Origin of the sequence: Halomonas sp. MMH1-48 (assembly GCF_022348105.1) — a bacterium.
Classification (GTDB): Bacteria; Pseudomonadota; Gammaproteobacteria; order Pseudomonadales; family Halomonadaceae; genus Vreelandella; species Vreelandella piezotolerans.
The window spans coordinates 213,934-228,669 of record NZ_JAKRFL010000004.1 but is presented as its reverse complement, the minus strand read 5'-3'; the positions used below and the strand labels follow the sequence as shown (position 1 = coordinate 228,669).

Genomic DNA, 14,736 nt, shown 5'->3' with positions numbered 1-14,736 from the left:
ATGACGACGTTACAAATCAACGAAGTGGCCCCGCGCGATGGCTTTCAGAGCGAAGAGCGCTTCATCCCTACCGAGCAGAAAATTGCGCTGATCGATGCCCTCACCGCCACCGGCATTGCGCGTATCGAAGCGACGTCTTTCGTTTCGCCCAAAGCCATTCCCAACCTGCGCGATGCCGCCGACGTGGTGAGCGCCATCCAGCGCCGCGAGGGCGTGGACGTGACCGTGCTGGTGCCCAATCTCAAAGGGGCCGAGCGGGCAATGGCGTGTGGCGTGGACGAGATCAACCTGGTCATGTCGGCCAGCAACGCCCACGGCCGCGCCAACCTGCGCATGACCCCGGAAGAGTCGCTGACACAGTTCGGCGCCATCCTTCAGGCGGTGCGCGGTAGCGGCGTCTTCATCAACGCTTCGCTCTCCACCACCTTTGGCTGCCCGTTCGAGGGGCAAGTGCCCGAGGCACGCGTGTTCTCCCTCGTCGAGCAGCAGCTAGCGCTGGGCGTCGAGGGCGTCACGCTGTGCGATACCACCGGCGTGGCAAACCCCGCCCAGGTAGAGGCGCTTTGCCGCCAAGTGCTGGAACGCTTTCCCGGCGTGCCGTTTACGCTGCATTTTCACAACACCCGCGGCATGGGGCTGGCCAACGCCTTAGCGGCGTGGCAAGCGGGCATTACCCGGTTCGATGCCTCGCTGGGCGGCTTGGGCGGCTGCCCGTTTGCCCCTGGTGCCACGGGCAATGTGTGCACCGAAGACCTCGTGCATATGTTCGAGCAAATGGACGTTGCCACCGGCGTGAATTTGCCTGCCTTGCTGGACATATCCGCCACGCTACCGGCATTGATTGGCCATGAAACGCCCGGACAAGTGGTGAAAGCCGGCAGCGCAGATCGTCGTTACGCCCTGCCTTGAATACGTTTTTCCCCTACCTCCTCTGAGCTTTCGATAACAACGACAATCGGATAACTGACCATGACCTCAACCTCCTCTGCTCAACCGTTAAATCTTGCCCAGCAACTGCTCCAACGCCATCTCGTCAGCGGCGAGCTAACCCCAGGCAGTGAAATTGCCCTTCGCATCGACCAAGCCCTGCTGCAAGACGTGTTAGGCACGCTGGTCATGTTAGAACTAGAAGCCATGGGGCTCGATCGTGTGCATACCGAGCCCAGCGTGCAGTACATCGACCACGGCTTGGTGCAGGCCGATAACCTGAACGCCGAAACTTACTTGTTTTTGAAAAGCGCCTGCGAGCGCTTTGGCGTGTGGTATTCAGGCCCCGGCAACGGCATTAGCCACCCGGTGCATATGGAAAACTTTGGCGTGCCGGGCCAATCCATCGTCGGTTGCGACAGCCACACCACGGCGGCGGGTGCGCTCGGGATGCTGGCGATTGGCGCGGGGGGTATCGAAGTGGCCATGGCGATGGCGGGCGAACCGCTGTATATCACCATGCCGAAAATTTGGGGCATCAAACTGGAAGGTCAATTGCCCGATTGGGTCTCGGCGAAGGACATCGTGCTGGAATTGCTGCGACGCCACGGCGTGGCGGGTGGCAAAAACACCATGATCGAGTATTACGGACCGGGGCTTGCGCATCTTTCTGCCATGGACCGCCATGTATTGGCCAACATGGGCACCGAAATGGGGGCCACGGCCACGGTCTTCCCCAGTGACGAAGAGACCCGGCGCTTTTTAGCCTCCCGAGGCCGGGAAGCCGACTGGGTGGCGCTGGCCGCCGAACCCGGCTGCCACTACGACCTGCACGAAACGCTCGATCTCAGCCAGTTGGAACCCATGATTGCGCTACCATCTAGCCCCGATAACGTCGTCACCGTGCGCGAGGCCGCAGGCCAGCCGCTGCATCAGGCCTACATCGGGTCGTCGGGCAACCCGGGGTTTCGAGATTTTGCCGTGGTGGCCGAGATTGTACGCGGCAAGCAGGTGGCCGACGGAGTTTCGCTCGATATCAATCCCTCTTCCCGCCAGGTGCTGACCTCGCTCATCGAGCAGGGTTACCTGGCCGACCTGGTCGCCAGCGGCGCTCGGCTGCACCAGGCGGGCTGTAATGGCTGTATCGGGATGGGCCAAGCACCCGCCGTGGGGCTCAACAGTCTGCGTACCGTGCCGCGCAATTTTCCCGGGCGCTCCGGCACGCGGGAAGACAGCGTGTTCTTGTGCAGCCCTGAAACAGCGGCGGCCTCGGCCATCCAGGGTGTCATCACCGACCCGCGAACCCTCGACATGCCTTACCCCCGCCCCCAGGAGCCCGTCCAGGTCAAGGTGGACCGTGACATGTTCAAGGCTCCGCTTCCCCTTGAAGAAGCCCGGTTGAAAGCGCTGCAGAAAACCGACAACACCCCCGCGCTGCCAGAACTCAGCCCGCTGCCCCATCGTCTCGACATTCCCGTCCTGCTGGTCACGGGAGACAATATCTCCACCGACGACATCATGCCCGCCGGACAGCGGGTGCTGCCGTATTGGAGCAGCGTGTATGCGTCGGCGCCGTTCACGTTCGAGGCGGTCGACCCGACCTACGCCGAGCGCGCAGACAGCACCCGCACCCAGGGCGGGCACGCAATTATTGGCGGGGCGAATTACGGGCAAGGCTCCAGCCGCGAGAATGCCGCACTGGTGCCACGCTATTTGGGGCTACAGGTGGTGGTCGCGAAGAGTTTTGCGCGGATTCACTGGCAAAACCTGATCTGCTTCGGGGCTCTACCACTGACGTTTACCCGCGAGCAAGACAGTACCCAACTCGCAGAGGGCGACCGCTTGGTGATCGAAGATCTCTATGGGCAACTGGAGTGCGGGGACACGCTGACCGCGCATGTCCCCGGTAAAGGCGAGCTGACGCTACATCATGGGCTCAGCCCCCGCCAGCGTGAGCTAATAACCCAAGGTGGCGTGATCAACCACCTGCGCCAGCGTCACGCTTAGAACTCTTCCCAGTCGTCTGCGCTGTGATCGGCAGACGACGGCTTGGCGGCCAGTGCTGGACGCTTGAGCTCCTGGGCCGCGCCCTTGCCGTTGGCGCCGTTGGCGGGCACCGCTTGGCGCGCCCCGCTGCGTGACGGCGCTGAGGCGCTGTCTTCTCCCAGCACGAACGAGTTGATCAGTTCGTTCAGGTGCTCGGCGTGGCGGCGCATGTCCGCTGCGGCGGTGGTGGCCTCTTGCACCATGGCGGCGTTTTGCTGCGTCATGGTGTCCATCTCGGCCACGGCGGTGTTGATCTGACCAATACCACTGCTCTGCTCTTTGGCCCCCGCGCTGATTTCACCGATCACGTCAGTGACCTTCGAGACGCTTTCGACGATGTCACGCATGGTGGCCCCTGCGCTGCGGACCAGCTCCGCACCGGTGTGGGTGTGCTGTACGGATGCATCGATCAGCTCGCGGATCTCTTTCGACGCGTTACTGGAGCGACTGGCTAGCGTGCGAACCTCCTGAGCCACCACCGCAAACCCACGACCGTGCTCCCCTGCGCGGGCGGCTTCGACCGAGGCATTAAGCGCCAGAATATTGGTCTGGAAGGCAATCGCGTCGATCATCGTGATGATGTCACTGATACGCGAGGCGGAGTCGTTGATATCGCGCATGGTGCGCTCGACCTGCCCCATGGCCTCTTCGCCTTGGTGCGCCACTTCGGCGGTGGACTGCACTAACTTGTTGGCCTGCTGGGCATTATCGGCGCTGTGGTTCACGGTGGACGTGATCTCTTCCATGGAAGCCGAGGTTTCTTGCAAGTTGGCCGCTGCCTGCTCGGTGCGCGTCGCCAGTTCTTCCGAGCTGTGGGAAATGTCGCCCGCCGAGTGATAGACGCTTACGGTGCTGCGGCGTACGTCGCGCAGGGTATCCTGCATGCGGCCAGCAAAGGCGTTGAACTGGACAGCGAGATTCCCCACTTCGTCGTTGCTCTCTATGGTAAGACGACGGGTTAGGTCACCACGACCCTGGGCAATATCAAGCATGGCATCAGCAGCACGTTTGATCGGGCCTACCAAACGACGAACGAAAGCATACGTCAGCATGGCTATCGCGATGAACAAGGCAGCCGCCATCAGGACAGTGATCCCGATAGAGTCACGTAAATCGCTCATCGCCCGTGTTTCGATCTCGGCCAAGGCGTTTTCCATATCCACCACGTAGACCCCCGCACCGATCAGCCAATCCCACTTTTCGAGGCGCCCCACGAACGAGTGCTTCGTTTCCATGGCTTGCGTGCCGGGGTGATCCCATACGTAGCTATAATAACCACCTCCGCTACGAGCAAGCTCGATGATGTCACGAATCAAATAGGTGCCATCGGGCGTTTGCGCATCGATCATATTGGTTCCCTCTCGCTCTGGAGCGGGTGCCGTGACGATATTGTTACCGTCGAAGTCATAAATGAAGAGATAGTTGTTATCTTCAAACCGCATAGCACGGATGATACTGGCCACTTCCTGTTTCGCCGCTTCATCGTTAGGCCCTGCTGCCTCATAGATGGGGGCAATGGCCGTCATGGCCACTTGGACAATGTCTTGGACGGCTGCTCGGCGCTCTTCGATCAACATGTTGCGCTGTTCGGCCAACATCTCCTGAGTATCTTGCGTGCGGCTATACGCATCAAACGACACCAGCGCAACGGTGACCAGCAGCAAAGGAAGGAGCACCAACATCAGTACTTTGGTTTGCAGACTCGAACGGCGCTTTTTCAGCGTGGAGGGGGGATTACTCGTCATGACGTTTCTTCCAATGGAGTCGTGGTCAGATATTTGAATTTTTGTAAATTCATTATCGACCTACTTGCCATCAGCTTTAGCTTGGGATGCGTTTTTTAGTTTATGGACAGTAAATTAGCGTATGAACAGCCGTTTCATAACATGGGTTAAGGTTATCGATCGATTATCGGTTCACTGTGACGGAGTGGTGGCCAGGGACGGCCCGTTTTGGCGCGGTGCCAGCCACGAAACAACGCTGCCCAGCACCGGGTTTCCCGGGCTGGGCAGCTTTTTTATGCGTCGAGCGTCGTGAGCAGTTAGGCCGTGGCCACCTGCGGGCGTCGCTCCTCCAGCATGCCTTTATCAAGAATGAAGCGAATGATCTCTTCGAGGCCCACGCCATCGTAGAGATTGGTGAACACGAAGGGGCGCTCGCCGCGCATTTTCTTCGAGTCGCGCTCCATCACCTCCAGCGAGGCGTGTACCTGCTCGGCGATGTCGATCTTGTTGATGATCAGCAGGTCCGATTTGGTGATGCCAGGCCCCCCTTTGCGGGGAATCTTATCGCCAGCGGAAACATCGATGACGTAGAGCGTCAGGTCGGAAAGCTCGGGGCTAAAGGTAGCAGAGAGGTTATCGCCGCCGGATTCCACCAGCACCAGCTCCAGCTTGGGATGACGGGTGTGTAGCTCGTCAATCGCTGCCAAGTTCATGGAAGCATCTTCCCGAATCGCCGTGTGCGGGCAACCGCCGGTTTCGACACCGAGAATGCGGTCGGCGGGCAGCGCATCGTGCTTGAGCAGGAAATCGGCGTCTTCACGGGTATAGATATCGTTGGTGACCACGGCGATATCGTAGTGGTCGCGCAGTGCCGAGCAGAGTTGCTTGAGCAGGGCGGTTTTGCCGGAGCCGACCGGGCCACCCACGCCAACGCGTAAACAGTGAGTCATGATGTTTCTCCTAATGGATAACGCCCGCTAACTTCGAAACAGGCGGGAGTATTGGGTTTCGTGCAGAGCGCTGGCGAGAGCGACGCCTGGCAGAGCGGGGCCAAGCTCGTCATCGTCGAGTTGATGCGCTTGGTCGACCGCCGTCACCAGCTCTACCCGTAACCGTTCGATGATGCGTTGCGCCGCCGTATGGCCCAGCGGTAATGCCTTACAGGCCACCGCAAGCTGGTTTTCCAGCCACGCCCAGCCAAACCCCAGCAGCGCTTGACGCACCGGAATGCCACGCTGGTAGGCCGCCCAGGCAAACAGCGTGACATAGCCTGCCTGAGGCGGCAGCAAGGGCGTGAGTGAGTCTTGTTGGGGTAATAGGTCGAGACTGCCCAGTAGCCGCTTGAGCGAGGCGCCCAGACGGCTATCTTCGGCGGCGAGCTCGGCGGTTTCACGGGTAGCGGCCAGCCAGTCGTCCCATGCGGCAACGGCGGTGCCATCCTGCTGTTCGAAAGCGCGATGTAGCCGCTCGATCACGGGCAGCTCGCAGCGGCTCAAGCCATCGTCCAGCACGCCGGAGAGCCACTCGGCTAGGCTCTGCTCGTCACTCACCCAGCCCAGCTCAAAGGCGCTCTCCAGCCCTTGCGAGAAGGCAAAGGCGCCGATGGGCAGCGCGGGGCTAACGAGCTGCATCAGCCCCAGCAGCGCGAGGTCGGATGGCGGCTCAGTGGGCATGGTGGTGCTCATGCGTATGGTCGTGGTCGTGGGAATGAGCGTGGCTATGACCGTCTGAATGACCATGTACATGCCCGTGCGAATGCCCACCGCCTACCTGGTTGTACGCGCCCGGTTCGGGGTCGAAGGTGGCGTTGTGGTGCTCGAGTGTGGCACCCAGCAGCTCGGCCAACTCTTCGAGGACGTGGTCGGGCGGGAAGCGCACCCAGCCGCCTTTCGCATCTTCACCCAGCGCCAGCTGTACATGGCGGTTGCCGAGGTGGTAGGCAAGCTTCGCCAGCGGTAAGCCAGTACTCACTCGCGCGGTCACCACAGGCTCAATCGCGGCGCACACGCGGACGACCTCGCCATTGTCGGCTTTTAAACCATCGCCATCGCGCAGCACGGGGCCGCGATCCAGAAACAGCCCCAGCTCGCGGCCGCTATCGCTCTCGGCTTTCAAGCGGCCGCGAATGCGCAGCTCGAAGGGCAGTGTCAGCGTGTCGCTGGCAGCGCCTTCGTCTATCGGCCCTAAGCGCTCAATTAATTTCAGCATGCTCTCATCCTTTCTCGATCCTTGAAGGCTGAGCCGGGGGTAGGCCGTAGAGAGGGTCTTTTGCCATGGATGGCAAAAGTAGCGTACAGGGACGTATTTACAGCGCCCTCTCGTAGGCCTACCCCCGGCGCCCCGGGCAACAACTCAATCAAAACAAGTGATACCGCTGCGCCAGCGGCAGTTCAGTCGCGGGCTCGCAGGTGAGCAGTTCGCCGTCGCAGCGCACTTCGTAGGTTTGCGGGTCGACGGTGAGCTCTGGGCAGGCGTCGTTGAGCTTCATGTCCTTTTTGCGCACGCCGCGCACGTTCTTGCAGGCGGACAACGTGCTTTGTAGGCCCAGCCGCTCCTGGATGCCCGCATCGATGGCGGCCTGGCTGACGAAGTTGAGCCTTACCTGACTGGCCGCGCGGCCAAAGGTGCCGAACATGGGGCGGTAGTGCACCGGCTGCGGTGTAGGAATCGAGGCGTTGGGGTCGCCCATGGGTGCAGCCGCAATCATGCCGCCTTTCAAAATCAGCGATGGCTTCACGCCAAAGAACGCGGGCTTCCACAGCACCAAATCCGCCAGCTTGCCGACCTCGATCGAGCCCACTTCATGGGCGATGCCATGGGTAATCGCAGGGTTGATGGTGTACTTGGCAATGTAACGCTTGGCGCGCAGGTTATCGGCCCCTAACGCTTCATCCTCCGGCAACAGGCCGCGCTGAACTTTCATTTTGTGGGCGGTTTGCCAGGTGCGGCAGACCACTTCGCCCACGCGCCCCATGGCCTGGGAGTCGGAGGCGATCATCGAGATCACACCCAGGTCGTGCAAAATATCCTCGGCGGCGATGGTTTCGCGGCGAATACGCGAATCCGCAAAGGCAACATCTTCGGGGATATTGGGGTCCAGGTGGTGGCAGACCATGAGCATATCCAAGTGCTCGTCGATGGTGTTCACCGTGTAGGGACGTGTGGGGTTGGTGGAGGACGGCAGCACATACTCCTTGGAGCAGGCGGTGAGAATGTCCGGGGCGTGACCGCCGCCTGCGCCTTCGGTGTGGTAGGTGTGGATGCCGCGCTCTTTGAAGGCCGCCAAGGTGTCTTCCACGAAGCCGGACTCGTTGAGCGTATCGGTGTGGATGGCGATCTGTACGTCGTACTTTTCTGCCACGCTCAGGCAATTATCGATAGAGGCCGGGGTAGTCCCCCAGTCTTCGTGGAGTTTGAGGCCCATGGCACCGGCTTCCAACTGCGCTTCGAGCCCCTCCGGCAGGCTAGCGTTGCCCTTGCCGAGCAGGCCGATGTTCATGGGCAGATCGTCCACTGCTTGCAGCATCTTGCCAATGTGCCACTCGCCGGGGGTGCAGGTGGTGGCGTTGGAGCCGGTGGCGGGGCCGGTGCCGCCGCCGAGCATGGTGGTGACGCCGCTCATCAGCGCTTCATCCACCTGCTGGGGGCAGATGAAGTGGATATGCGCGTCAATGCCGCCTGCGGTGAGGATTTTGCCTTCGCCCGCAATCACTTCGGTGCCGGGGCCAATGACGATCTCGACATCGGGCTGGGTGTCGGGGTTACCGGCTTTGCCGATGGCGGCGATGCGGCCGTTTTGCAGCCCCACATCGGCTTTGACGATGCCCCACCAGTCGAGAATCAGCGCGTTGGTGATCACGGTGTCCATCACCGAGGCATCCTGGCGCTGGCTTTGGCCCATGCCATCGCGGATCACCTTGCCGCCGCCGAACTTCACTTCTTCACCGTAGTGGGTGGCGTCTTTTTCGACTTGAATCCATAGCTCGGTGTCGCCTAGGCGCACGCGGTCGCCTACCGTGGGGCCGTACATATCGGCGTAGGCTTGCCGACTGATCTTGTTTACCGATTTCATATTTTCCTCTGCCTCAAGCGTTGAGTCCAGTGCTGGGCGGTCATCGGCTGTGTGACACGCTGTGAATACGTCCTTGTACGCTTGACTGCGCCATCCATGGCGCAGACAGTCACCCAGCCGATGCCCGCCCTACCGACGGTTGTTCTTTATTAATCCGTTGGCTAATCGAGCGGCCCCATCACATCGCCACGGAAGCCGTAGATTTCCCGCTTGCCGACGAACGGTATCAGCGTGACGTCGCGGGTTTGACCGGGCTCGAAGCGGATGGCGGTGCCGGCGGCGACGTCCAGGCGGTAGCCACGGGTTTTATCGCGGTCGAACACCAGCGCCGGATTGGCTTCGGCAAAATGGTAGTGGGAGCCGAGCTGAATGGGGCGGTCGCCGGTATTGGCCACCTCGACGGTGATGCGTTCGCGGCCCGCGCACAGCTCGATATCCTCTTCGTGCAACTGATACTCACCGGGAATCATGGCACTCTCCTAGCGGTGGACGGTTAATTGATAGGGGTGTGGACGGTGACCAACTTAGTGCCATCGGGAAAAGTGGCTTCCACCTGCACTTCATCGACCATCTCCGCCACGCCCTCCATCACGTCGTCGCGGGTCAGGATCTCGCGGCCGTAACTCATCAAATCGGCCACGCTCTTGCCATCCCGTGCGCCTTCCATGATCTCGAAGCTGATCAGCGCCACGGCTTCGGGGTAGTTGAGTTTCAGGCCGCGCGCTTTGCGGCGTTCGGCAAGCTGAGCCGCGGTAAACAGCATCAGCTTGTCTTTGTCTCGTGGGGTTAACTCCATAGGGCTGCTCTCCAGCAGTGCTCGAAAGATAGATTCAGGTTAGCCAAATACGCGGCGTGTGCGCCTTGCGCTCGATCCAACGGGGCCGCAGTAGGTGCCAGGCCTGCTCACACAGCGCCCAGGCCTCATTTCGGGATGCACCTAAATAGCGCAATAGCAGTACGCCATGGCGAACGGTCACCGCCCAGCGGGAGTTGCTCGGCAGCGCTTCACGCAGTGCTTCAATAGCCGCAGCGGCATCGTCGATGCCCACCGCCCAGAGCGTGGCCTGCACCGTTGCGCCGCCTTGGCCCCAGCGGCCCACAAAGCGTGGGTGCCCGGGGTCGAGCGGCTGGCGTTCAAGCCACAGCGGTTTGCCATCCAGAGTCAAGCGAAAGTGCTGCTCGATGCGCCCGGAGACATAGGGCAGGTCGCTTGCCGGGCGGCCGAGGGCCATTACCTCCCAGCCTAAGCAGCGGGCTCGGCCCTGTAGCGCGATATGGGTGCGCTGAGTGCCCTTTGAGCCATCGAACGCGATGGTTTCCTGGGGCAGCCACTCCAAGGCGCCGCCCTCTTCGACCGTCAGCTCGGTGTGCTGGGTCCAAGCCACACCTTGGCTGTCAGCTATGTAGAGCTTGTTGGCAGCGGGGGTGGTGAGCAGCGCGTGTGCGCCGCGCTCGACATGGGCACGAATGGTCAGCGCATCGCCGCTCACCAGCCCCCCGGGCGGGTGTAGTACGTATACGTGGCACGCCTCATGGCTGCCCTCTGGATAGAACGGGCGCTGCACCCGTAACGGTCCTTGGTGGCGCGCCTGCACTAGCCGGGTAACACCATCGCGATGGGCAAAGCGTAGCGCCAGCGAGGCGGCCCAGCGGCGCTCGGCATCGAAACGGTGGCCTGAATCGGCGGCGGGTGGGGCAAGTTCGCTCAGCATCATGGGGCGCTATCGCTTCCTTGTGGATACATCATTGCCTTACGAATGCAAAGAGTGCGCCAAAATGGTGAAAGCGTGGTATCGGCGCTGCGCAGCCACCCACATCACGGTTCACCTCCACCGACATGCGCTTCATTACCGCTCTCAAGCACCAAAAAAGAGCACCGCCATCCGATATTGCACCAAATAGTCTCAATGACCGAAGGCGTCCTTCGCGGCAATACACCACAGCGTTCATATACGGCACTGAGTGCGCTGCTCACGCGTCAAGCTGTACAATTCTCTCTCTTTAAGCCGCTTACAAAGCGTAGTGTGAGATGCGACCTTTCCGCTCGGCAAATTCCATGGGGTACCGTATAGCGCTCTACTTGGCGTTCGCGGCGCTCTTTCTGGTATTTGCCGGGCCGCTCCTCTCGCAGTTTCAAGCGCAGGGCCACGCTACCGCGCATGCCCATGGCCAGCATGCCACGCATTCTACGACGTCGCCCGCCCCGTCGCCGCACGACCATGACCCGCTCCACCGCTGGTATCACCCCTGTGATTATTGCGGCTTATGGCAGCATACGCCGACCGCCCCTCAACACTTACCCGCCATTGGCAGCACGGCATTTCCATCGCGTACCCCCCTGCCCTCGGTGTTCGCTTCGCGCGCTGCAGTGTCACGTCACTATCCCCACGCTCACTCCCGCGCCCCACCGTCGCCACGCCTCATTTAACGCACCGATATTTCCCCTTTGCCACCCCATGACGGGCCACCCCATAACGGGTGTGGCTAACCACTTATTTTGCCTGTGATGCCGCTGGTACGCCCAGCGCGGCGCCACGGGCGCTTGGAGCGTTGTATGACGACGATGACGTCTTCCCAGGTGGCGCGCAAAGCGTCACTCGATCTGTATCGCGCCGTTTGGCGCTGGCACTTTTATGCAGGCCTGTTAGTCCTGCCTTTTTTGATTACTCTGTCGCTGACCGGAGCGCTTTACCTGTTCGATGACGAGCTGGATGGCCTCATCCACTCCGATCTCAAGCGCGTGGAGGCACAGCAGGACGTGCAGCCACCCGCAACGCTCGTGAGCGCCGCACTGCAGGCGCATCCCGGCACGGCGGTGAAGTACACCTCCCCCACCACGCCGGAAAGCTCGGCTGAAATTACCGTCAATGCCCTTAGCGGAGAACGGTTGGCCGTCTATGTGAACCCGTATACTGCCGAGGTGCTGGGCTCGCTGGATGACCGGGGCACGGTGATGTGGACCGTGCGCTACCTGCATAGCTTTAAATTTTTCGGGCAAACGCCGCGCAAGCTGATCGAGATGGCCGCGGGCTGGTCGATCTTGCTGGTCGCCACGGGCATCTATCTGTGGTGGCCACGCAAAGGTAGCGGCGGCGTGGTGAGCGTGCGCGGCAAGCCCAAAAGCCGCGTATTCTGGCGCGACCTGCACGCGGTGCTGGGGCTCTTTGTCGGCGGGTTTATCGTCTTTCTGGCCATTACCGGCATGCCGTGGTCGGGGGTGTGGGGCGCGCAGGTGAATGAGTGGGCCAACGGCAATAACTTTGGCTACCCGTCCGGCGTGCGTGTTGAAGTGCCGATGTCCAACGCCTACCTGAGCGACCAGGGCAGCACGAGCTGGTCGCTGGAGCAGGCGCAAGTGCCGGAATCGACACCGCCCGCCGCGCCCACCCTGCGCATTGGGTTGAATAACGCCGTGGCCGAGCTGGAAGCGCTGGGCTTGCAGCAGGGCTACACGGTCAACCTACCTACCACGGCCGCCGGGGTGTACACCGGCTCGATTTATCCCGATGACTTGTCCCAGCAGCGCGTGGTCCACCTCGACCAGTACAGCGGCAAGCCGCTAATCGATATGCGCTACGCCGACTACGGCCCGCTCGGTCGCTGGCTGGAGTTTGGAATTAATGTACATTTGGGGCAGGAGTTTGGGCTGATCAATCAGCTCGTGCTGCTGGCGGTGTGTATCGCGATCATCGTGATGTGCGTGGCGGCCGGTGTGATGTGGTGGAAACGCCGTCCTTCGGGGGGCATGGGCGTGCCGCCCTTGCCCACTGATAAACGCGTGTTTCGTGGGCTGATCGCCATGTTAGTGATAGGCGGCGTGCTGTTTCCGCTCGTTGGGGCGTCGCTGCTCGTGATGCTGATCATCGACTGGCTGATCGTGCGGCCATTGCAAGAGCGCCGCCCCGCTCGCCAAGGCTAGCGGGACGGTAGACTGACGCGGCGGGCTGCTTAGTGCGCCGCGTGATTATGACCATGACTATGACCACTTTCATGGTGGTGACCCTCTGGAGACTCCCCTACGGGCAGCACCCGAAGCTCGATCTCCATCGGCTCGGCGTGTTGGAACTCCAGCGTCACGGGGACGGGCTCACCCTCGACGATGGGTGAGTCCAGTTCCATCAACATCAAGTGCAAGCCGCCCGGCGCGAGCGTCACGCTCCCACCCGCCGGTAACTCGATGCCACCGGGCAGGGGGGCCATGCGCATCACATCGCCGTCCATCTCCATGATGTGAATCTCGACACGCTCGGTGACCGGACTGGTCGCTCCTATCAGCATGTCGTCGCCATCGCCGTGATTGGTAAGGGTGACGAAGCCACCGCCCGCCCCCGCTCCCGGCGGCGTGGCACGGGTCCAGGGTTGCTCCGCTTCGATAGCGGAGTGCCCTGCCATCGTCCCAGAGGAATCGCCACCGTGGTGGGCCGCCAACAGCGGGGTACTCATCATCAACAGTGCTGTAAGTAGCGTAGCGCGCATCGACATGGTGTTCTCCGTGGATAAATGACCGAAACAAGGCAGACAGCGATATTACTCAGTGGCCGCGGCCACCACCACCCGATCGCGCCCACTGCGTTTTGCTTGGTATAGCGCCTGGTCGGCACGCTGCATCGAGCGCTGGTAATCGGGGTGACCATCGTGCAGCGTGACACCGATACTCACCGTGACGTTCAGCAGCGTATCGGCAGCGGCCAACATCGGCTCTTTGGCCACGGCGTGGCGCAGCCGCTCGGCAAACAGGCGGCTACCGTCTTGGTCCGTATCCACTAGCACGATCAAAAACTCTTCACCGCCCATGCGGAACACGTAGTCACCGCCCCGGGTCGAGCGGTCGAGAATGCTGGCCACCTGCTGCAGCACATGGTCGCCCGCGTCATGGCCGTGGGTATCGTTGATCGCCTTGAAGTGATCGATATCCACCATGAGAAGCGCAAAACACTTTTCCGAGTGGCGCGCGATCTCTATTTCACGGTTCAGCACCACCGAGAGGAACTTGCGATTGAGCAAACGCGTCAGGCTATCGCGGCCTGCTTCGAGCCCCGAGGCGCGATCCAGAACGTCATCCAACAGCATCAAGATCGTGCGAGCCGCATCGCGAATGCTGCTCAACGCGGTCAGGCGACGCTGGCTGTCTGAGTCGCCTAGCTGGGCGAGCCACTCCTCGTCCACGCGACGAACATGCCGTGAAATGGTGGTAATTTCCGGCGCGCCCTCAAAGGCGTGACACGCCTTGTGGTGATACCAAAGCCCAAACTCGGAGCTGGCTAATCGGGGTAAAGCCGTCGTTGCCTGCTGCGCAGCGACGGCAAACATCAGTGCGTTTTCCCAATCGAGCAGCGCCGAGCGCTGCCTCTCGCGCTCATCGCCGATGCTCTGGGTCAAAGAGAACAGCTTATAGGCTTCTTCGGTGCGGGTATTACGATTGTTGGCCACGGAGTAGGCGTGGCTCATGATTTCCATCGCCATATCGATATGATCGGACACATACACCGCCGCCTCGCCGGAGGAGAGTTCCGCCCCCAGGGTAGCGTGAATGTGCGCATACAGCGCCTGCTTCAACTGTCGCGCGCCGTTGAGCACTAAATTCACGGGAATATCGATACGCGCATGCACTTGGCCAACCTTTTCCTGCTGCTCGACCAGCGATTCGAAATCCGCATGCTCGACGGCAAACATAGCACTGAGCCAGCGCTGCATGGAGGGGTGCAGCCGGTTTTTTACCTGCTCATTGGAGAGAAACAGCGACGCGTGGGGGTCTTCCAACATCACTTGATAAAAATGATCGGCAAAGATATCGCGGCGGGATTCCACCAGCGTCTCCACCGCCTGGCGAAGCGCCACCGGCGTGCGCTCCAGGAGTGCCTGCCACTCGGCAGCGAGCTGATGTTTGTCTTTATAACGCATACCCCACCCAACGATTGTTGTTGAAACTGGCCATGTTACACATAAAACGCAGCGCCAAAACCTACT

General features: G+C 61.1%; 14 protein-coding genes. 4 read left to right on the top strand and 10 right to left on the bottom strand.

Annotation, left to right across the window (positions count from 1 at the left end; all coding sequences use genetic code 11):
- Together MHM37_RS06160 and MHM37_RS06155 are read left to right on the top strand one after the other, a co-directional pair.
- On the top strand, positions 1-909 hold the full coding sequence (locus MHM37_RS06160; RefSeq protein WP_239296824.1) for a hydroxymethylglutaryl-CoA lyase: 909 nt from the start codon (positions 1-3) through the stop codon (positions 907-909).
- Between the two features lie 60 nt (positions 910-969).
- On the top strand, positions 970-2,934 hold the full coding sequence (locus MHM37_RS06155) for an aconitate hydratase (protein WP_239296823.1): 1,965 nt from the start codon (positions 970-972) through the stop codon (positions 2,932-2,934).
- Here MHM37_RS06155 and MHM37_RS06150 read toward each other — a convergent pair.
- The 8 genes from MHM37_RS06150 to MHM37_RS06115 form a co-directional block, all read right to left on the bottom strand.
- Positions 2,931-4,718 (bottom strand): methyl-accepting chemotaxis protein, encoded by a 1,788-nt coding sequence (locus MHM37_RS06150; protein WP_239296822.1) that lies wholly within the window; start codon positions 4,716-4,718, stop codon positions 2,931-2,933. The two genes, MHM37_RS06155 and MHM37_RS06150, sit on opposite strands and share 4 nt — an antisense overlap.
- Positions 4,719-5,014: 296 nt before the next feature.
- Complete coding sequence (gene ureG / locus MHM37_RS06145; RefSeq protein WP_239296821.1) at positions 5,015-5,647, bottom strand: urease accessory protein UreG; 633 nt, start codon at positions 5,645-5,647, stop codon at positions 5,015-5,017.
- 27 nt (positions 5,648-5,674) lie between these two features.
- On the bottom strand, positions 5,675-6,370 hold the full coding sequence (locus MHM37_RS06140; protein WP_239296820.1) for an urease accessory protein UreF: 696 nt from the start codon (positions 6,368-6,370) through the stop codon (positions 5,675-5,677).
- Positions 6,360-6,905: an urease accessory protein UreE gene (ureE, locus tag MHM37_RS06135; protein WP_239296819.1), complete on the bottom strand. Its 546-nt coding sequence runs from the start codon at positions 6,903-6,905 to the stop codon at positions 6,360-6,362. Before ureE ends, MHM37_RS06140 begins: the two co-directional genes overlap by 11 nt.
- A 148-nt stretch (positions 6,906-7,053) precedes the next feature.
- Complete coding sequence (gene ureC / locus MHM37_RS06130; protein ID WP_239296817.1) at positions 7,054-8,769, bottom strand: urease subunit alpha; 1,716 nt, start codon at positions 8,767-8,769, stop codon at positions 7,054-7,056.
- A 161-nt stretch (positions 8,770-8,930) separates the two neighbouring features.
- Positions 8,931-9,239, bottom strand: coding sequence for an urease subunit beta (locus MHM37_RS06125; protein ID WP_239296815.1), 309 nt, complete (start codon positions 9,237-9,239; stop codon positions 8,931-8,933).
- Positions 9,240-9,262: 23 nt separating this feature from the next.
- Positions 9,263-9,565, bottom strand: a complete 303-nt coding sequence (ureA, locus tag MHM37_RS06120) for an urease subunit gamma (RefSeq protein ID WP_239296813.1) — start codon at positions 9,563-9,565, stop codon at positions 9,263-9,265.
- A gap of 34 nt (positions 9,566-9,599) precedes the next feature.
- Complete coding sequence (locus tag MHM37_RS06115; RefSeq protein ID WP_239296811.1) at positions 9,600-10,484, bottom strand: urease accessory protein UreD; 885 nt, start codon at positions 10,482-10,484, stop codon at positions 9,600-9,602.
- 341 nt (positions 10,485-10,825) lie between these two features.
- Here MHM37_RS06115 and MHM37_RS06110 point away from each other — a divergent pair, with 341 nt between their 5' ends.
- Both MHM37_RS06110 and MHM37_RS06105 read left to right on the top strand, forming a co-directional pair.
- Positions 10,826-11,197, top strand: coding sequence for a DUF2946 family protein (locus MHM37_RS06110; protein ID WP_168444475.1), 372 nt, complete (start codon positions 10,826-10,828; stop codon positions 11,195-11,197).
- A 126-nt stretch (positions 11,198-11,323) separates the two neighbouring features.
- On the top strand, positions 11,324-12,688 hold the full coding sequence (locus MHM37_RS06105; protein ID WP_239296809.1) for a PepSY domain-containing protein: 1,365 nt from the start codon (positions 11,324-11,326) through the stop codon (positions 12,686-12,688).
- Positions 12,689-12,717: 29 nt separating this feature from the next.
- On the opposite strand, the gene MHM37_RS06100 is transcribed toward MHM37_RS06105, so the two are convergent.
- Together MHM37_RS06100 and MHM37_RS06095 are read right to left on the bottom strand one after the other, a co-directional pair.
- On the bottom strand, positions 12,718-13,251 hold the full coding sequence (locus MHM37_RS06100) for a copper chaperone PCu(A)C (RefSeq protein ID WP_239296808.1): 534 nt from the start codon (positions 13,249-13,251) through the stop codon (positions 12,718-12,720).
- A gap of 45 nt (positions 13,252-13,296) precedes the next feature.
- On the bottom strand, positions 13,297-14,670 hold the full coding sequence (locus tag MHM37_RS06095) for a diguanylate cyclase (RefSeq protein ID WP_139525964.1): 1,374 nt from the start codon (positions 14,668-14,670) through the stop codon (positions 13,297-13,299).
- Positions 14,671-14,736 lie beyond the last annotated feature (66 nt).